This is a genomic window from Lactobacillus delbrueckii subsp. delbrueckii DSM 20074 = JCM 1012, from assembly GCF_001433875.1.
GTDB lineage: Bacteria > Bacillota > Bacilli > Lactobacillales > Lactobacillaceae > Lactobacillus > Lactobacillus delbrueckii.
This window is the reverse complement of the sequence record NZ_AZCR01000010.1, coordinates 8,546-26,487: the sequence shown is the minus strand read 5'-3', so window position 1 is coordinate 26,487 and position 17,942 is coordinate 8,546. Positions and strand designations below refer to the sequence as shown.

The 17,942-nt window shown below is 50.5% G+C and carries 16 protein-coding genes and 3 pseudogenes; 13 read left to right on the top strand and 6 right to left on the bottom strand.

What is annotated here, in order from left to right:
- Window positions 1-187: 187 nt before the first annotated feature.
- The 8 genes from FD23_RS03010 (at window position 188) to FD23_RS02975 (ending at window position 9,562) form a co-directional block, all read left to right on the top strand.
- The gene (locus FD23_RS03010; protein WP_013439508.1) at window positions 188-544 is read left to right on the top strand and encodes a hypothetical protein; all 357 of its coding nucleotides are present in this window, start codon (window positions 188-190) and stop codon (window positions 542-544) included.
- Window positions 537-2,216 (top strand): formate--tetrahydrofolate ligase, encoded by a 1,680-nt coding sequence (locus FD23_RS03005; RefSeq protein ID WP_052933655.1) that lies wholly within the window; start codon window positions 537-539, stop codon window positions 2,214-2,216. Before FD23_RS03010 ends, FD23_RS03005 begins: the two co-directional genes overlap by 8 nt.
- An 11-nt stretch (window positions 2,217-2,227) precedes the next feature.
- Window positions 2,228-2,680: a signal peptidase II gene (lspA, locus tag FD23_RS03000; protein ID WP_025895718.1), complete on the top strand. Its 453-nt coding sequence runs from the start codon at window positions 2,228-2,230 to the stop codon at window positions 2,678-2,680.
- 1 nt (window position 2,681) lies between these two features.
- Window positions 2,682-3,596 carry an RluA family pseudouridine synthase gene (locus FD23_RS02995; protein WP_025895719.1) on the top strand — a complete coding sequence of 305 codons (915 nt, stop codon included), beginning with the start codon at window positions 2,682-2,684 and terminating at the stop codon, window positions 3,594-3,596.
- A 1-nt stretch (window position 3,597) separates the two neighbouring features.
- Entirely contained in the window at window positions 3,598-4,653 is a 1,056-nt protein-coding gene (locus tag FD23_RS02990; RefSeq protein ID WP_002876844.1) for a carbamoyl phosphate synthase small subunit, read from the top strand.
- Window positions 4,653-7,844 (top strand): carbamoyl-phosphate synthase large subunit, encoded by a 3,192-nt coding sequence (locus FD23_RS02985; protein ID WP_052933656.1) that lies wholly within the window; start codon window positions 4,653-4,655, stop codon window positions 7,842-7,844. The genes FD23_RS02990 and FD23_RS02985 overlap by 1 nt, the downstream gene beginning before the upstream one ends.
- Before the next feature lie 93 nt (window positions 7,845-7,937).
- Window positions 7,938-8,219 (top strand): ACT domain-containing protein, encoded by a 282-nt coding sequence (locus FD23_RS02980; RefSeq protein ID WP_002876842.1) that lies wholly within the window; start codon window positions 7,938-7,940, stop codon window positions 8,217-8,219.
- Window positions 8,219-9,562 (top strand): PFL family protein, encoded by a 1,344-nt coding sequence (locus FD23_RS02975; protein WP_025895721.1) that lies wholly within the window; start codon window positions 8,219-8,221, stop codon window positions 9,560-9,562. The genes FD23_RS02980 and FD23_RS02975 overlap by 1 nt, the downstream gene beginning before the upstream one ends.
- Window positions 9,563-9,628: 66 nt before the next feature.
- On the opposite strand, the gene FD23_RS02970 is transcribed toward FD23_RS02975, so the two are convergent.
- On the bottom strand, window positions 9,629-11,320 hold the full coding sequence (locus FD23_RS02970) for an Rqc2 family fibronectin-binding protein (RefSeq protein ID WP_052933657.1): 1,692 nt from the start codon (window positions 11,318-11,320) through the stop codon (window positions 9,629-9,631).
- A gap of 208 nt (window positions 11,321-11,528) precedes the next feature.
- Between FD23_RS02970 and FD23_RS02965 the strand changes: the two genes are divergently transcribed.
- Both FD23_RS02965 and FD23_RS09160 read left to right on the top strand, forming a co-directional pair.
- The gene (locus tag FD23_RS02965; protein ID WP_025895723.1) at window positions 11,529-12,410 is read left to right on the top strand and encodes a DegV family protein; all 882 of its coding nucleotides are present in this window, start codon (window positions 11,529-11,531) and stop codon (window positions 12,408-12,410) included.
- 101 nt (window positions 12,411-12,511) lie between these two features.
- The gene (locus FD23_RS09160; RefSeq protein ID WP_230844820.1) at window positions 12,512-12,718 is read left to right on the top strand and encodes a hypothetical protein; all 207 of its coding nucleotides are present in this window, start codon (window positions 12,512-12,514) and stop codon (window positions 12,716-12,718) included.
- Between the two features lie 69 nt (window positions 12,719-12,787).
- On the opposite strand, the gene FD23_RS10215 is transcribed toward FD23_RS09160, so the two are convergent.
- On the bottom strand, window positions 12,788-13,357 hold the full coding sequence (locus FD23_RS10215; RefSeq protein WP_230844823.1) for a DMT family transporter: 570 nt from the start codon (window positions 13,355-13,357) through the stop codon (window positions 12,788-12,790).
- A 51-nt stretch (window positions 13,358-13,408) separates the two neighbouring features.
- The gene (locus FD23_RS10210; RefSeq protein WP_230844821.1) at window positions 13,409-13,609 is read right to left on the bottom strand and encodes a hypothetical protein; all 201 of its coding nucleotides are present in this window, start codon (window positions 13,607-13,609) and stop codon (window positions 13,409-13,411) included.
- 134 nt (window positions 13,610-13,743) lie between these two features.
- Here FD23_RS10210 and FD23_RS02955 point away from each other — a divergent pair.
- Window positions 13,744-14,010: pseudogene (locus FD23_RS02955) on the top strand (histidine phosphatase family protein); the annotation flags it as partial.
- Window positions 14,011-14,068: 58 nt separating this feature from the next.
- Here FD23_RS02955 and FD23_RS02950 read toward each other — a convergent pair.
- The 3 genes and pseudogenes from FD23_RS02950 to FD23_RS02945 form a co-directional block, all read right to left on the bottom strand.
- Window positions 14,069-14,401, bottom strand: a pseudogene (locus FD23_RS02950) (FtsX-like permease family protein); the annotation flags it as partial.
- Window position 14,402: 1 nt separating this feature from the next.
- Window positions 14,403-14,498, bottom strand: a pseudogene (locus FD23_RS10205) (ABC transporter ATP-binding protein); the annotation flags it as partial.
- 95 nt (window positions 14,499-14,593) lie between these two features.
- Window positions 14,594-15,112: a nitroreductase family protein gene (locus FD23_RS02945; protein ID WP_025895728.1), complete on the bottom strand. Its 519-nt coding sequence runs from the start codon at window positions 15,110-15,112 to the stop codon at window positions 14,594-14,596.
- A 403-nt stretch (window positions 15,113-15,515) separates the two neighbouring features.
- Between FD23_RS02945 and FD23_RS02940 the strand changes: the two genes are divergently transcribed.
- Entirely contained in the window at window positions 15,516-16,526 is a 1,011-nt protein-coding gene (locus FD23_RS02940; protein WP_013439521.1) for an aspartate carbamoyltransferase catalytic subunit, read from the top strand.
- Complete coding sequence (locus FD23_RS02935; protein ID WP_025896388.1) at window positions 16,526-17,809, top strand: dihydroorotase; 1,284 nt, start codon at window positions 16,526-16,528, stop codon at window positions 17,807-17,809. The genes FD23_RS02940 and FD23_RS02935 overlap by 1 nt, the downstream gene beginning before the upstream one ends.
- Window positions 17,810-17,942: the final 133 nt, after the last annotated feature.

The following is a 17,942-nucleotide window of genomic DNA, read 5'->3' as shown; positions in this document are numbered from 1 at the left end:
CAGTCAAGTCAAAAGTTAGATTTGACCTGGTGAAAAGCCGATTATTTTTTAAGCTTCTTTGCTTAAAGTCCTAACTATAACTTGATTACCGAATATTAAAAACAATAGTTAGAAATATTTTTCGTATTTTTCGGTATTTTCCTGCTTTTTTGCTATAATCTAGATATCTAGTGACAAGGAGTTTTTCATGAAAAAACATTTGATCTTTTTAGGAGACCTTGGCGTCATTTATTACAGCTGGCTCTTGCTGGTGCTTTTCCTGACTGTGATCTTCTGTCTGGAGGGCAACCAGTTCATCAACCTGCCGACTGTGATAACGGGCATCATCTTCCTGCTTCTGCTCGTTTTTACATGGAAAAAGTCCTACATTTCTTTTGACGGTCAGACGCGCTTGCGTTTGCCTTACCGGAAGGAGTTCGTCCTGGAGGAAAAACCAGAATTAGTGACTAGTTGGCGTGGCTTTGAGGTCTACCGGGTGCGGGTTTCCAGGCATCAAAGCACTGATTATCTTGTTTTTAAGAGAAAGCGTGACAGAAATGGTTAAATCAGATATCGAAATTGCGCAAGCAGCAGAAGAATTGCCTATTACTGATGTTGCGGCCAAGCTGGGCTTGACCAGCCAAGACCTTGAACCATACGGCTACGACAAGGCCAAGGTCAATTGGCGGGCAATCAAGCGTAGTGAAGAAAACGGCCACCTGGGCAAGCTGATCTTGGTGACTTCAATTTCACCAACTCCAGCCGGGGAAGGCAAGTCCACGATGACGATCGGGATCGGGGATGCCATCAACAACCAATTAGGCAAGAAGACGGTGATTGCCTTAAGAGAACCATCCATGGGACCAGTCTTCGGGATGAAGGGCGGGGCTGCCGGCGGCGGCTATGCCCAAGTCATTCCAATGGAAGACATCAACCTCCACTTTACCGGGGACATGCATGCCTTGACCTCAGCCATCGACAACCTGTCAGCCCTGGTTGACAACTACATCTACCAAGGCAACGAACTGGGCCTGGACCCGGAAAAGATCGTCATTAAGCGCGGCCTGGACGTTAACGACCGGACCTTGCGAAAGGTAACGATTGGCCAAGGATCCAAGTTCAACGGGGTTGAACGCCCGGCCAGCTTCCAGTTGACTGTGGGTCATGAACTCATGGCTATTCTCTGCCTGTCCAAGGACATTGCTGACTTAAAGGAAAGAATTGGCAAGGTTCTGGTCGGCTACACTTACGAGGATGAACCAGTCTTTGTCAAGGACCTGGGCTTCCAAGGCGCCATCGCTGCCCTTTTATCAACGGCCCTGAAGCCAAACCTGGTTCAAACTTTGGAACACACTCCAGCCTTCGTACACGGCGGACCTTTCGCCAACATTGCCCACGGCAACAACTCCATCCTGTCAACCAACCTGGCTCTGCACCTCGGCGACTACGTTTTAAGTGAAGCCGGCTTTGGTTCAGACCTTGGCGGGCAAAAGTTCCTGGACTTCGTTTCCACCAAGCTGGAAAAGAAGCCAGATGCCGCCGTTGTTGTTGCGACTGTCCGGGCCTTGAAGTACCAGGCTGAAAAGTCAACTGACCATTTGAAGGAAGAAAACCTGGACTCATTAAAGGAAGGTTTTGCTAACCTGGACCGGCACATGAACAATGTCCGTTCATACAATATTCCAGTTTTGGTGGTTATCAACAAGTTCCCAACTGACACTGAAGCAGAGCTTGACCTGCTCAAGTCATTGATTGAAGAACAAGGCTTCCCATGCGAAATCGTGACTGCCCATGATGAAGGCTCCAAGGGGGCTAAGGCAGCAGCTGAAAAGATCGTTGAACTGGCCGACAAGAGCGACTACGAAATCAAGCGCAGCTACGACCTGGATGACGACCTGGAAACCAAGATTGAAAAGGTCGCCAAGCGGATCTACCACGCGTCTGACGTGGAATACACGGACAAGGCCAAGGACCAGCTTGTAAAATTGAAGAAGATGGGCAAGGACAAGCTGCCAGTCATCATTGCCAAGACCCAGTACAGCTTTACTGACAATGTCAAGGAATTGGGAGCTCCTACCGGCTTCACTTTGCATGTCAAGGGCTTGAGCCTCCGCAACGGGGCCGGCTTCGTGGTAGTTTCAACTGGCCACATTCTGGACATGCCAGGCCTGCCAAAGCGCCCGGCCGCCTTGGATATTGATGTGGACGAAACCGGCAAGATCAGCGGTTTGTTCTAGAAAAGAGGATTATGCAGATAGTTGGATTAGTGATCGCTGCCTTGATCGCGGCAGCTGATCAAGCTTTGAAGTATTATATTGTCACAAATTACCGTTTGGGCGAAGTCCACGACGTGATACCGGGGCTGTTCTCCTTCACCTATATTCAGAATAACGGGGCGGCCTGGAATATCTTGTCCGGCAAAATGTGGTTCTTTTACGTAGTCAGCTCTGTTGCCATTGCCGTAGTGCTTTACTACTACTTCAATAAGAAGTACAGCCACTGGATGTTCAAGTCGGGCCTGGTTCTGGTTTTGGGCGGGATCATCGGCAACTTGATTGACCGCCTGCATTTGAAGTATGTCATCGACATGATTCAGCTGGACTTTGTGCAGTTCAATATTTTCAACCTGGCTGATGCTGCCATTACCGTTGGCGTGATTCTGATCTTCAGCTATCTGTTAATCATTGAAAGGGAGGACTAGGATGAACCGTGAGTATGAACTGACCGCGGAAGAAAGTGGCCAGCGGCTGGACAAGTATCTGGCAGGGGAAATGACTGACCTGTCCAGAAGCCGGATCAAGGAATTGGTCCAAGCCGGGGAAGTCCTGGTCAATGGCAAAAAGAGCAAAGTTTCATATAAAGTGCAGAAAGGTGACCTGATCCAGGTCACCGTTTTGCCGCTAGAGCCATTAAAGCTGGAAGCGGAAAATATTCCACTGGACATTGTCTATGAAGACGAAGACATCATCGTGGTCAACAAGCCGCAGGGGATGGTGGTCCACCCGGCCGCCGGCCACCCCAGCCACACTCTGGTTAACGCCTTGCTCTACCACACCAGGGATCTGGCCGACACTCCGGAAGGCTTCAGACCCGGGATCGTTCACCGGATCGACAAGGACACCTCGGGCCTCTTGATGGTGGCGAAAAACGCGGCTGCCCGGGAATCACTGGAAAAGCAGCTGGCCGCCAAATCCAACAAGCGCCAGTACCTGGCCATCGTCCATGGCAATTTTGCGGAAGAAGAAGGGACAATTGACGCCCCGATCGGCCGCAATCCCAAGGACCGCAAGCAGATGGCGGTGGTGGAAAAAGGCAAGAGCGCGGTAACCCACTTTAAGGTCCTGGAGCAATACCAGGGCTACAGCTTGGTTGAGTGCCAGCTGGAAACCGGCCGGACCCACCAGATCCGGGTCCATATGGCTTATATCGGCCACCCTTTAGCAGGCGACCCCTTGTATGGACCGAGAAAGACCCTGCCCGGCCATGGCCAGTTCCTGCATGCCAAGACCCTGGGCTTTAAGCAGCCATCAACAGGTGAGTGGCTGGAGTTCTCCGTCCAGCCGCCGGAAATTTTCCAGCAGACGGTTGCAGACTTGCGAAAGAAGCGGGTGAAATAGGATGAAACGCTACCTTATTCTTGAAGATGGCAGCTCTTATGCCGGTGACGGCATCGGGGCCATGATCACCGCCACGGGCGAATTGGCCATCCAGACCAGCAATTACGGCTATCAAGAGGTTTTAACTGATCCGTCAAACGCGGGCAAGATTATCGTCTTTACTACTCCGATGATCGGCAGCAACGGGATCAACGCGGTTGACTACGAAAGCATCCAGCCTAGTGTCCGCGGCGTTATTGCCAACGACATTGCCTTGAACATTACCGACAATGACACCTTCCAGTCTTTGGGCGACTTTTTGCAGGAAAAAAAGGTGCCGGCAATTTTTAACGTTGATACCCGGGCCCTGGTCAGAAAACTGCAGAATCTGGGTCCTTTAAAGGCCTCGATCATGGATACCAATGATGAACACGCCTTTGACCAGATCAGAGCCCTGGTTTTACCGAAAAACAAGAGCTCCTTGGTTTCCACCAAGAACGCCTACGCTGCTCCTAACGTCGGCAAGACGATTGCCATTATCGACCTGGGCCTCAAGCACTCCATGCTGCGGGAACTGTCATTAAGACAGGTCAATGCCAATGTTCTGCCATATAACGCGACTGTCCGCGATATCAAGACCCTGCGGCCAGACGGGATTATTATCTCTAACGGCCCCAGCCAGGCCAAAGAGGTTTTGCCATACTTGCGGCAGATTTTGGATGAATATCTGGGCAAGCTGCCGATCCTGGGGGTCGGCCTGGGCTTTTTGGCGATTTCAGCCTACCTGGACCTCAGCCTGGTTGACCTGCCCCAGTACCAGAACGGGACCAATTTCCCGGTGATCGGGCAGAGTAGCGGACAGATCTGGCAGACGGCCATGAATATTGCCCAGCTGGTTTTGCCGGATGACACGGCCATGACCTTTAATGAAGAGTATTTCGACCTGCACAATGAGCTTTTAGCCGGCTTCAGCAATGATAAGCTGCAGCTGCTGGCGGTGGCCTTCAACCCGGAAGGAGCCCCGGGGACGGAAGATGCCCAGGTGATTTTTGACGACTTTTTGAAACTGGTGAAATAATGCCACGCGAAAATGATTTAAACAAAATCTTGATTATTGGTGCCGGCTCAGCCTTGGTGGGCAATGTGGCCAATACGGACCTCTTGACCAAGAGCGCCATCGAGGCCCTCTTAGAAGAGAATATTCAGGTGGTCCTGGTCAACCCCAATCCAGCCAGCGTCTCAACCGACCCCTTACCGGGCTTGACCGTGTACCTGGAACCGATGACCTTGGACTTCTTGAAGCGGATCCTCCGGATGGAAGAACCTGATGCGATCATGACGGCTTTTGGTTCCTTGATGGCCCTGGACGTGACCAAGAAGCTGCAGGCTGACGGAATCCTCCACCAGATGGGGATCAAGCTGTTAACGATCAATGAGAGGGCCATTTCCATGTCCAACCCGCAAAAGCGGACCCGTTTCTTGGAAGCCAATCATCTGCCAGTCGGGCAGACCTGGTTTTTAGACAGCCTGGGTTTAAAATACGACGAGCACCTGCAAGAGCAGCTGGAAAACAAGCTCTCTTTCCCGATTCTTTTGATCAAAAAGTACTACTTTGAGCGCGATGACCACATCTCCTTTAAGAGCAGCCGGGATTTAGCACAGTACCTGCGTCAGGAGAGCCAGGACCGGGACTTCCGCCCGGCCAGCTACCGGATGACGGAAGACTTGTCTAATTGTGAAGAGGTCATCTTGGACCTGCTCCGTGATGAAGACGGCAACCTCTGTTTTGTCGGAGCGACTGGGTCTTTGGAACCGGTCGGGATTGACTCAGGCGACTCAGTCTTGATTAAGCCGCTTTTGACCATGAACAATGACCAAATTCAAGTCCTGCGGGCAGAAGCTGGCAAGATAGCGGACAAATTGCAGCTGGTGGGCTTTTTAAGCGTCCACTTCGCCATCAGCCACCGGGGTACGGAAATGGTCTACAAGCTCTTGGCCGTTAAGCCACGCTTGACCAGAACCGCCGTCCTGGACCAAAAGACCAGCCTGTATTCAATCGGCTATGTTTTAGCCAAGCTGGCGATCGGTCTGCGGCTGAATGAAGTCACTGACCCGGCCACTGGCCTGTGTGCGGCCATTGAACCGGTCTCTGACACCGTCAGCATCAAGATCCCTTACTGGTCCTTTGCCAAGACTGGCTACAACCACTACCAGCTGGGCAAGCACACCCAGTCAACCGGGGAAGCGGTCGGGATCGGGCGGAATTTTGAAAGTGCCTTTTTCAAGGCCTTGATTTCCAGCAATGATCTGGAAGTCTTGTGGTCAGCTTTTATCAAGGAAAGGGGCAAGAGCGATGAGGTGATCCTGGATGACCTCCGCCACCCTAACGAAATGCACCTGGTTCAGCTGCTGGCTGCCCTTAGCCAGGGTATCGACTACCAGTCCATAAGCAGCGTCTTGAATATTCATCCGGTCTATTATCAGAAGCTGTGCTACCTGGTCAAGATTGGCAGGGACATTGCCCATGCGGGTGAATTAGACCGTGACCTCCTTTTAAAGGCCAAGATCCGGGGCTTCTCCAGCGACCTTTTGGCCAAATTGACTAAGATGGACGTCCATGACATATTTCCTTTGCTGAATGAAAAAGACGTCCGGCCATCATTCTCAGCGATTGATGACAGCGCCGGGGTCTACCAGCCCAAAGTCAAGGTCTACTACCAGAGCTACGGGGTGGAAAGCGAATTGGAATTTTCCAAGGATCCGGAGAAGAAAAAGGTTCTTTTGCTGGGGATGCCGCCCTTCCATGTGTCAGTAACCAGTGAATTTGACTACATGCTCTACCATGCCCTGGCGGCCTTGAAGAAAGAGGGCTATGAGACGGTCCTTTTGTCCAACAATGCGGAATCTGCCTCGATGGACTACCACTTGGCTGACCGGGTCTATTTTGAATCGATCAACCTGGACAGCATCATCACCATCTGCGAAGAAGAAGGGATCACGGACGTGGTCACCCAGTTCTCCGGCAAGCAGGTTTCCGCCTTGCGCCTGCCTTTGATGAGCCACGGTTTGAAGATTTTTGGCCAGCACGAGATCGACCGCCTTTTGCCGATCAGCCACTTAGACACGGCCAAGATTTCTGAGGTCAAACGGGTGCCATATTTGGCAACGACCGACTACCAGGCAGTTTTAGCCTTTGTGGCCCGAGTGGGCTATCCGGTCTTGGTCGGGGGCTATCACCAAAAGAGCAAGCAAAAGTCAGCCGTGGTCTATGACCAGCCGGCCCTGGAGAAATACTTTCGGGAAAACCAGGTTGATGATTATACGATTTCCCAGTTTATCTCTGGGATGAAGTATGAGATTACGGCGATCACGGATGGGGAAGACGTGACTATCCCGGGGATCGTGGAGCACTTGGAGCAGTCCGGGTCTCACGCCTCAGACTCCATCGCGGTTTTTGGCCCCCAGTATTTAAGCAAGGAGCAAGCGGAAAAGCTGCGGGTAGAAACAATCAAGCTGATCCGCAGCTTCAAGATCAGAGGGATCTTCAACCTGCACTTTTTGCTCAAGGGCAGGGAAATCTATCTGCTTCAGATCAAGACTTATGCCGGTCATAATCTGGCCTTCTTGTCCAAGTCCATGAACAAGGACCTGGTTGAATACGCGGTTAAGGTCTTAGCGGGCAGAAAGATTGCTGATTTAGGCTACCCGAACGAGGTCTGGCCGGTTGACGAGTTCATCCACGTGAAGATGCCAGTTTTCTCCTACCTCAATTACAGTTCAGACAATACTTTTGACTCCAGGATGAAGTCCTCTGATGCCGTGATGGGCAGAGACAGCCGCCTGGCCAAGGCCCTTTACAAGGGCTATGAAGCCAGCGACCTGCATATACCAAGTTATGGGACAATTTTCTTCTCAGTCAGCGATGAGGAAAAGCAGGAAGTAGCCAACCTGGCCAAGCGCTTTGCCCGCCTGGGCTTCAAGATCACGGCCACGGAAGGGACGGCCAATATTCTGGCTGAGGCGGGGATTACGACTGGGGTTATCGCCAAGATCCAGGAGGGGTCTAGAAACCTTTTGGAAAGAATCCAGACCCACCGGATCGTGATGGTGGTTAATGTCGTCAACCTGTCGGACTCGGCAGTGGAAGACTCGATCAAGATCAAGGACCAGGCCCTGAATACCCATATTCCGGTTTTCTCCAGCCTGGAAACAGTCCAGTTGATCCTCGATGTTCTGGAATCGCTGGCCTTGACTACCCAGCCAATTTAAAAGATGCTATTCTAAAACAGAACTTTTTGATCCAAATTAAATTTATTTCTTATCCTGATCAGGATATAAGCTTCGCAAGCAGGAGGGCAAGCGATGAGAGCAATTTTGACAACTGTCGGCCAGGACAAGACCGGGATTATTGCCGGCGTAAGCAGCTTTTTAGCTGAAAAAGACATTAACATTCTGGACCTGTCCCAGACGATCATGAACGGCTACTTCACGATGATGATGGTTGTTGATGTCAGCGATGAGGCAGATTTCTCCGCCTTGAGCACGGAATTGAAGGAACTGGGCAAGAAACTAGGCGTGGAAATCAACATCCGGAATGAAAAGATGTACGCGGCCATGCATGAACTGGGCGGAGGTCTGGAATAATGGACTTGCGGCGAATTATGGAAACGGTCAATATGATCGACAACGAGAACCTGGACTTGCGGACGACGACCATGGGGATCTCACTTTTAGATTGTATTGACTCAGACAGTGACCGAGCCTGCCAGAAGATCTACGACAAGATCACGACTAAGGCGGAAAACCTGGTCAAGGTAGCTAGAGAACTGGAAACTGAATACGGGATTCCGATTGCCAACAAGCGGATTACTGTAACCCCGATTTCTTTGATCGCGGCAGCTTCAGGGGACAGCGACTACGTTAAGTACGCGGTTACCTTGGACAAGGCAGCCAAAGCAGTCGGCGTGGACCTGATCGGTGGCTTCTCAGCTTTGGTGCACAAGGGCTACCAAAACGGCGACCGGGTCTTGATCAAGTCAATTCCCCAAGCTTTAAAGGAAACTGAAAGAGTCTGCTCCAGCGTCAATGTCGGCTCAACCAGAAGCGGGATCAACATGGATGCCGTCAAGGAAATGGGCCAGATCGTCATTGAGAACGAAAAGATCAACCCGCTGAACAACGGCAACCTGGTCATCTTCTGCAATGCGGTTGAAGACAACCCGTTTATGGCCGGGGGCTTCCATGGGGTTGGCGAAGGCGATGTGGCTTTGAATGTCGGCGTATCCGGCCCTGGCGTGGTTAAGACGGCCCTGGAAAAGGTTAAGGGCGAATCTATGGACGTGATTGCTGAGACCATTAAACAGACGGCCTTCAAGGTTACCAGAATGGGCCAATTGGTGGGCCAGGAAGCTTCTAAGCGCCTGGGCGTCGACTTTGGGATCGTGGACTTGTCTTTGGCGCCAACTCCTGCCCAAGGCGACTCGGTAGCCAATATTTTGGAAGAAATCGGCCTGGAAAGCGTGGGGACCCACGGGACCACGGCCGCTTTGGCCATGTTAAACGATGCTGTCAAGAAGGGCGGCATCATGGCCTGCAGCCATGTCGGCGGTCTGTCTGGTGCCTTCATTCCTGAATCAGAAGATGCCGGGATGATCGCGGCAGCTGAAAAGGGGATTTTGACGGTCGACAAATTGGAAGCCATGACCGCTGTTTGCTCAGTTGGTCTGGACATGATTGCCGTACCAGGCGACACGCCAGCTGAAACGATCAGTGCTATGATTGCTGACGAAGCGGCGATCGGGATGATCAACAACAAGACCACGGCTGTCCGGGTTATTCCAGTACCGGGCAAGGACGTGGGCGACTCAATTGAATTTGGCGGCCTCTTCGGCTATGCCCCCATTATGCCTGTTCACAAGGAATCAAGCGCGGCGATGATTAACCGCGGCGGCCGGATTCCAGCCCCAGTGCACAGCTTTAAGAACTAATTTTTTAGAATATATAGAAAAAGAACCGTACTACCATTTTGGGATAATACGGTTCTTTTTTGCATCTTAGTCAATCCGCTTAGCTAAAATCTCGTCAGCTTCCGGAGTAACTTCAATGGACTTCTGCCCGGTGTAGATGACGAAGCCAGGCTTGGCCCCGTTAGGTTTCTTGATCCGCTTGACCTGTATATAGTCAACCGGCACGTGGGCGGAATTTTTGGCTTTGGAGAAGTAAGCAGCGATCTCCGCGCTTTCCTGGATATCGCTGTCACTTGGCTGGCTGTCAGTCAAGATAACGTGGGAGCCGGGGATGTTCTTGACGTGGAACCAGTAGTGGTTCTTGTCGGCCTTTTTTAGGGTCAGCCAGTCGTTTTGCAGGTTGTTCTTGCCGACTAAAACAGTTTTGCCGGAGCTGAGCTTGAACTTGTTTAGGCTCTTTTCGGTCAGCTTCGGCTTCCGGCGCTTCTTTTGATCAGCTCTAAGGTAACCTTGGTTGATCAGCTCTTCCTTGATGGCTTCGACGTCTTCTGGGTCAGCGTTGTCGATTTCCGTTTGAACGGAATCAAGGTAGCGGAGGTTTTCTTCCGTGATCTCAATCTGTTCGGTCACGTGTTTGATGGAATCCCGCATCTTCTTGTAGCGCTTGAAGTATTTCTGGGCATTGCGCTGAGGGGAGAGGGCCGGGTCAAGTTTGATGGTCATGGGCTGGTTGCCTTCATAGTAGTTAGGCAGGTCGATTTTTTCCATGCCGGGCTTAACCTGGCTTAAGTAGGCGGTTAAAAGTTCCCCGGAGACTCTGAGATTTTCGGAGTTTTCAGCACTGTCCAGCTGCTTTTCCAGCTTCTTCAGCTTCTTTTGGAGTTTTTTGGTCTCATTAGTGACGACCCGGGTCACCTGCTGGGACCGCTGCTTGACCCAGTCCCGGTTGGCCTGGTAGGCGTAAAACTCGTCTAAGGCTTCATTTAAGTTAGTGGAAGAGCTTTCCTTGGTCATCTCCAAATGATATGGCAGGTAAGGGTAGATCCGCCGCTTGTGCTTTGGCGTCACGAGAACGTAGGCCTTAGGGGAGGAGAACTGGTTGTAGAAGGTCTTCAGAGAAGAGAAGGAGTAGTCGTCTTCCAAGTAGCCGGTCAGTTCTTGCCGGTCATCGCCATCTAAACCATCCATTTGCTTGGCCAGGTCAGCTGGGGTTGGGTATTCTTTTTTCAAAGAAGAAAATTCTGATTCCGTTAAAGTAAAGCCGTTGATACCGGGAGTCAGCGGGGGCAGTTCGTACTTGGCTTTAGGCAAGAGGAGGCGGGCCCGGTTTTCGTCAGGGTTGATCCGCTTTAGCAAGTCGATGATCTTGCCGCTTTGCTTGTCATAGAGGATGACGTTGCTGTGCCGGCCCATCAGTTCAACGGAGAGGATCAGCTGTATTTCGTCACCGAGTTCGTTACGGTTGCTGAAGGAGAAGTTGACGATCCGGCTAAGGCCAACCTGGCTGATTTCCTGGAGGACTGACCCTTCCAGGTATTTACGCAGGACCATGACGAAGAGAGGAGCCACGTTAGGGTTGGAGAAGGACTCCTTGCTCAGGTAGAGGCGGGGATATTCAGGATTAGCAGAAATTAAAAGCTGCTTGTTTTTGCGGTCCTTCCTGAAGACCAGGACCAGGTCGTTGTTAAAAGGCTGGTAGATCTTGTGTAAGCGGCCAGCAGTAATCTCATCTTGTAATTCATTAAGCAGGCTATGAATAAATAAGCCGTCAAAAGCCATTGAGCACACCTCATTCGTAAATTGAAAATTGTTCAGTAACCTATTTTATCATAAAGTGGTGGCTTTATCGGATATCTTGATTGATAGTTAAATAGGGATGCAGGTGGTTATTCTATACGCAAACAGGCATGATCAAGATCCTTCTAGTTTAGCTGGGGCAAGTATGCTATAATTTTCATGTTAAAACGTTAAATACGGAAGGTTTAATATGAAGATCGCATTAGTTACCGACAGTACGGCCAATTTGTCCGCAGCCGAAATTGAAAAGTATAATATCAAGGTCATTCCTATTCCGATTTACATCGATGACAAGGAATACCTGGAAGGAATCAACATCACTTCTGAAGAGCTTTTTGAATCGCAGCGGAGTGGCTCCAGCTTCCCGACCACTTCCCAGCCGAAGATGGGGGACCTCATCACGACTTTTGACAACTTCAAGGATGAGGGTTACGAGGCGATCATCTATATTTGCCTCTCCAGCGGGATTTCAGGTTCCTACAGCACCTTGATGGGGATCGCGCAAAGCAACCCGGACTACCATCTGTACCCGTTTGACTCACAAATTACTGTTCGCCTGCAGGGTTACCAAGTTCTGGCAGCAGCTAAGATGATCGAAAAGGATAGCTACAGTCCGGAAGAAATCATCGCCAAGCTGGCTGAAATCCGGTCAACTGTCGACGAACTCTTTATCGTTGATGACTTGAACAACTTGTGCCGGGGCGGCCGTTTGAGCAATGCCAGCGCCTTTATCGGGTCACTCTTGAACATCAAGCCTTTGCTGACTTTCAACGATGAAGCTAAGATCGTGGCTTACGACAAGGTGCGGTCAATGAAGCGGGCAGTTAAGAAGATCGAACAAGAATCCCTGGAAAAGATCAAGTCATTGGACATCCCAGAAGACAAGCTGCGGATCTTGATCATTCAGTCAAATGACGCCGCGCAAGCTGAAGAAGTCATGAACTACCTCAAGGCTGAAGTGCCAAAGGCTGTCTTTGAAATGGACGAATTTAGCCCGGTTATCGCGACTTACCTGGGCGAAAAGTCAATCGGCATCACTTGGATGATTGACGTTGAACAGATGGAATTTTAGTTTTTTAGAATTCAGAATTTGCTGTGTTCAGTAAAAGAAGAAAGAAATTTGGAAAATGAGAATCAAAAAGTGGGCCGTTATGGCCCTTTTTTGCGGTTTTTTTGACGGGTTGCAGCAAGCAGACCGCTTCAAAAGAGGCAAGCAATAGTTCAAATAAAAGCAGTCAGAGCAGCAAGTCTAGCGTTAAAAAGACCAGCAAAGCTTCGTCAAGCTCAGCTAAAGCAGTAAAACTTGATGCGGCAAAACAGCGCCAGCAGGAAAATCTGCTGACGCTGTTTTTTTCGATTATTTTTCAACTCGGGCTTTAATTTTGCTACGCGGGGTCCAATTGAGGGCGAGACCGGCAAAAATAATCATCACAGATGCCGCGTAATCCATCATTTGCGGCTGAAAGTGAAAGACGATGATGGAGCGCCAATCATGGAGGCCAGCGGTTTAAAGGCATCCATAAAAGCCACAGTCATCCCCGAAATATGGCCTAAAGCATGGTTTTGCCAAAGCGTCGGGATGATCGTGCCCATAACGATGACGACTGACAGGTTGAGATAGACGGTCGGTGAACTCGGCAGGCTGGTCCAGACTGGATGAATTGCCGTCAAAATCAAACCGGAGATAAGCAGGCCCCAGCCAGTAACTGAAATAGTGGACTGCCTGGTCACCATGGCTTGGGGAAGCAAGCTGTTGGCTGCTGCCCCAACCGCTGACATAATGCCAAAAAGAAGGGTAAGAGGCGCGATCCTAAGGTCATGGATATTGCCATGCGTTGACAGAAGAAAGACTCCGCCAAAAGCCAGCAGGCTGGCCGCGACATCAATCGGCCGCAGAGCCTCTTGCTTGGTCAAAGTCAGATAGGCCAAAACAAAGAAGGGACCGATAAACTGAATGACTGTCGCGATTGCCGCGTTAGCCTGGGCTACTACCAAAAAGAAGCAGTACTGGAAGGGCAGAACGCCGATAACTGCATATGCCAGAAGCTGAACCGCGCTCTTCTTGTCTTTTCATACCTGCCAGGGATGCTTGCCCGTCAGCTGGGCCACAGTTAACAGGATCAAGCCTGAGCAAACCTGCCGCATTTGCGTAACCCAAATCGGCGTGATGCGGGGGTCCAAGTTAAAGAGGCCCTTGGCAAAGAGGCCAGAAATATCCCATAGGATGCAGGTGGCAGCTGCCAGGCCAGCCCACTTGCTGTTTGATTTCATCTTTTCTTTCTCTCTAGATATAGATTTCATCATTATTCGCATATTTTCAGAAAACAACCTTGTCCATTTTACCACACTGCTGGCAGGACTCTTCAACAAAGTCAAAAAATACCCTGTAAGTCGCGATCAACAATCAGGCAGCCCCAAAGGCGGAAAGTTTTGCCCATGTGGAAATGCGGGCCGCTGAATTCGTTGAGGAAATCAGCCAAAAGTATCCAGAAGACCAGATCGTGGTAGTGACCCACGGCTTCACGGTCAGATCTTTTGCCATTAATGCCACGGGCGGCCAGGGCCTGCAGATCCTGGAACCAGACAACTGCTCCGTCACCAAGATCCTCGTTGACCCCCTGTCATTTAAGCAGCACCTGGTCTACTACAACCGGACAGTGACTGCTTTTTAGCAATATTTATTAGATATAGAAAAACGGAACCGCTTGGTTCCGTTTTTTTATTTGCTCTTTAATCGACGGACTTTAAAGCATCCAGCATGTTGACGGACTTGATCTTCTTGTGCATGATCAAGGCGACTAAAGCAGTGATCACGGCCGGAATTAAGGCTGAGTAGAGGAAGTTGCTGATCTTCATCGCCGGGTCAAACATGGCGTTGTCTGGCGGCAGGCTGGTGATTATGAAGGTGTGCAGGCCGATCCCGGCCAGGTAGCCGCAGAGGATGCCGATAATGGAGAGGATAATCGTTTCCCGGCAAATGCAGAGGGTGGTTTCCTGGTCAAAGAAGCCGAGCACCTTGATGGTCGACAGCTCTCTGATTCTTTCCTCAACATTGATGTTGGACTTTTTCAATCATGAAGTTGATGTCCCGGTTGGCGTAAACTGTCGTGTCACCGGATTGGTAAATTTTTGTATTATGCTTCACTTCAATAAGCGCCATGATAGCTTACTTTAGCCATAAAAAAGAGCGTGCCGGAAAATGGCCACGCTCTTACAAGTTGCTGACAAATTAATGATGAGAGCAACTCTTGCCGGTTAAATTTCGTTGATGCCGATCCGATCCAGCTTCTGGTCGCGGATGGTCAGTTCTTCTTCAGTTTCGCCGATACCAACCCCGCAGACCGGCATGAAGCCGGCTGGCAGGTCCAGCTTCATAACTGTTTCTGGGTGAGCGGCCAGAGCAGCTGCCGCGCCAAAGAGGTAGCAAGCCCCCAGGCCCTTGTTTTCAGCAGCCAGAACCATGCTGTGGGCAATAATCCCGGCACTGGCATAGGCCATCTCGTCCTGCTTCTTGGCAGAGACCAAAATCAAGGTCGGCACACCGTACAAGGGATGTGATTCCAGATCGCTAAACATCATGGCTGCTTCCTGGTCGATCTCCTTTAAAAGCTTTGGGTCATTAATGATCGTCAGCTGGTAGTTCTCGTATAAGCCGCGGGCTACTGGAGCCAGTTCAGCTGCTTCGATGATCTTCTTGACCTGCTTCTTGTCAGCCGGCTTGCCAGTATAAGTCCGGATTGACTTACGTGATTTCAACAATTTCGTAAACTTCATGGATGATTTTCCCTCCTGTCAATCTAACAAAACACATGTCTGTCGATTCCTTAGCTCGATTATACCGCAATCACTTCAGTAATCGGTTGAAAATGGTTTTAAACTTTTTCTACAAAAATTCCCTGCTTTTTCGATAAAAAAGCTTGACTTAAAGGGTAAAAGTCTTTATAGTTGAGAAAACATATGAATGACCTTTAAATTTAGTCCCGTGAGGCTAAGAAGGCAGCTCAAAATCCATATATAAATAAGAAATTCTTGGCAAACATTCGAATTGACAGGAAGACCGGGGAGGAAGCTTTCCGGGCAGTTTAAGTAGACTTTGAGAGACCATTTTAGACACGGAGACTGAGTGTATAAAATGGTCTTTTTGCTTAAGTTATTTTCGAAAGGATGCCAAATCATCATGACCACTGTTAGCCAAAACCAAGTCGTTGTCGAAACTGAAGACAAGCAAGACAACTTGCTCCGTCTGCCTTACTTTGTCAGCGTTGAACAACTGAGCGCCGACGACGTGCTGCACCTGCTGCAAAGAGCCCAATACTTCAAGAACGGCGGGGAAGTACCAGCCTTGAGCCGGCCAATCTTCTGCACCAACATGTTCTTTGAAAACTCAACCCGGACCCACACCAGCTTTGAAGTTGCTGAAAGAAGGCTGGGCTTGACTGTAATCCCATTTGACCCATCCCACTCTTCAGTCAACAAGGGGGAAAACCTCTACGACACTGAACTGACCATGGCATCTCTGGGCATCGAACTCAGCGTGATCAGACACCCGGAAAACGCCTACTACAACGAAATCATCCACCCAAAGGAAGGCCAGCACCTGCAAATGGGCCTGGTTAACGCTGGTGACGGTTCCGGTCAGCACCCATCCCAAAGCATGCTGGACATGATGACCATCTACAACGAATTCGGCCACTTCGACGGCTTGAAGATCATGATCGTCGGTGACTTGACCAACTCCCGGGTTGCCCGGTCAAACATGGAAATCTTGAACACCCTGGGCGCGGAAGTCTATTTCTCAGGTCCGGAATACTGGTACGACGCTGAAGAATTCAGCAAGTACGGCACTTATGTCAAGAACATTGACGATGAAATCCCAGAACTGGACGTCTTGATGCTGCTTAGAGTTCAGCACGAACGCCACAACGGGGCAGAAGCCAAGACTGAACAGCTCTTTGATGCCAAGGACTACAACGCTGCCTACGGCCTTAACCAACGCCGCTACGACATGCTTAAGGATGACGCCATCATCATGCACCCGGGCCCAATCAACCGCGGGGTTGAATGGGACGGTGACCTGGTTGAAGCACCTAAGTCCCGCTACGCTGTCCAAATGCACAACGGGGTCTTTGTCAGAATGGCCATGATTGAAGCTGTTCTGCGCGGACGTAAGTTGGGAGGCCTTGAATAATGGCTATTTTGCTGAAAAACGGCCTGGTTTACCAGGAAGGCGAATTCATCAACGAAGACGTCTTGACCACCGGCAGCAAGATCCAGGCCATCGGCCTGGATCTGCCAGAAGAGGGTGCTGAAGTCTACGACTTAAAGGGCAAGCTCCTGGCACCTGGCTTAGTGGACATCCACGAACACTACAGAGAGCCGGGCTTTACCTACAAGGAAACCATCAAGACGGGGTCTGAAGCAGCGGCCCGGGGCGGTTTCACCACGGTCTGCACCATGCCTAATGTTGACCCGGTCCCAGATGACCTGGAAACTTTTGAAAAGCAGGTTGCTTTAAATGAAGCCAACAGCTGCGTCCACCTCAAGCAATACGGGGCTATTACTGAAGACCTGACCAGTGATAGGGTAGTCGACATGGCAGCCTTGAAAGAAGCGGGGGCTTTTGCCTTTAGCAATGATGGCCACGGCATCCAGCAAGCCGGCACTATGTATGAAGCTATGCAGGAAGCTGCTAAGGTAGGCCTGGCCATCTGTGAGCACATCCAGGATGACTCTCTTTACCATCATGGGGTGATGAATGCTGGCAAGAAGGCGAAAGAACTCGGCCTGCCAGGCATCCTGGGGGTCAGTGAATCTGCGCAATTGGCCAGAGACCTGGTTTTGGCCCAGGCTACCGGGGTTCACTACCATGCCTGCCACGTTTCTACCAAGGAAAGCGTGGAGCTGATCCGGATCGCCAAGGAATACGGAATCAATGTAACCGCCGAAGCCGCACCTCACCACCTGCTTTTGAGCGAAGAAGAGATCGACGGCAACAACGGTTACTACAAGATGAACCCGCCGCTTAGATCAAAGGAAGACCAGTTTGCCTTGATTGAAGGGATGCTGGACGGGACGATCGACTTGATCGCGACTGACCATGCTCCGCACAGCCGGGAAGAAAAGGCCGGTGATATGCAGAAGGCTGCTTTTGGGATCATTGGCAATGAAACTGCTTTTGCCTGCCTTTACACCAAGTTCGTCAAGAGCGGGCAAATGGACCTGAGCCTGCTTTTGGACCTCATGAGCTACCAGCCAGCCAAGCTCTTTGGCCTGGACGCTGGTGTCCTGGCTCCAGGCAAGGAAGCCGACCTGGCCGTCTTTGACCTGGACAACGCCGAAAAGCTGGCCGAAGAAGACTACTTGTCCAAGGGGGTTAACACACCTTTCACCGGCCAGGAAGTCTACGGCATGACCGCCTTGACTTTTGTCAGCGGCAAGCTGGTTTACAAGAGCAAGCACTTTGCTGACTAGGCAAATGGAAAAATAAAATTTTTACCACAGAAGAAAATAACTAGCAAAAGACGAAAATAAGTCCTTCTCTAATTAGAGGAGGACTTATTTTGTTTGGCGCTGGCATTGAGGGCGGCCCGTTGCTCTCTTTGGT

What these genes read in the sequence shown, in the direction of transcription:
- lspA (WP_025895718.1), top strand. Translation starts at nt 2,228, where the DNA reads ATGCAGATAGTTGGATTAGTGATCGCTGCCTTGATCGCGGCAGCTGAT.
- FD23_RS02975 (WP_025895721.1), top strand. Translation starts at nt 8,219, where the DNA reads ATGGACTTGCGGCGAATTATGGAAACGGTCAATATGATCGACAACGAG.
- FD23_RS03010 (WP_013439508.1), top strand. Translation starts at nt 188, where the DNA reads ATGAAAAAACATTTGATCTTTTTAGGAGACCTTGGCGTCATTTATTAC.
- FD23_RS02945 (WP_025895728.1), bottom strand. Translation starts at nt 15,112, where the DNA reads ATGAAGTTTACGAAATTGTTGAAATCACGTAAGTCAATCCGGACTTAT.
- FD23_RS03005 (WP_052933655.1), top strand. Translation starts at nt 537, where the DNA reads ATGGTTAAATCAGATATCGAAATTGCGCAAGCAGCAGAAGAATTGCCT.
- FD23_RS02935 (WP_025896388.1), top strand. Translation starts at nt 16,526, where the DNA reads ATGGCTATTTTGCTGAAAAACGGCCTGGTTTACCAGGAAGGCGAATTC.
- FD23_RS02985 (WP_052933656.1), top strand. Translation starts at nt 4,653, where the DNA reads ATGCCACGCGAAAATGATTTAAACAAAATCTTGATTATTGGTGCCGGC.
- FD23_RS02990 (WP_002876844.1), top strand. Translation starts at nt 3,598, where the DNA reads ATGAAACGCTACCTTATTCTTGAAGATGGCAGCTCTTATGCCGGTGAC.
- FD23_RS02995 (WP_025895719.1), top strand. Translation starts at nt 2,682, where the DNA reads ATGAACCGTGAGTATGAACTGACCGCGGAAGAAAGTGGCCAGCGGCTG.
- FD23_RS02940 (WP_013439521.1), top strand. Translation starts at nt 15,516, where the DNA reads ATGACCACTGTTAGCCAAAACCAAGTCGTTGTCGAAACTGAAGACAAG.
- FD23_RS02980 (WP_002876842.1), top strand. Translation starts at nt 7,938, where the DNA reads ATGAGAGCAATTTTGACAACTGTCGGCCAGGACAAGACCGGGATTATT.
- FD23_RS02965 (WP_025895723.1), top strand. Translation starts at nt 11,529, where the DNA reads ATGAAGATCGCATTAGTTACCGACAGTACGGCCAATTTGTCCGCAGCC.
- FD23_RS10210 (WP_230844821.1), bottom strand. Translation starts at nt 13,609, where the DNA reads ATGAAATCAAACAGCAAGTGGGCTGGCCTGGCAGCTGCCACCTGCATC.
- FD23_RS02970 (WP_052933657.1), bottom strand. Translation starts at nt 11,320, where the DNA reads ATGGCTTTTGACGGCTTATTTATTCATAGCCTGCTTAATGAATTACAA.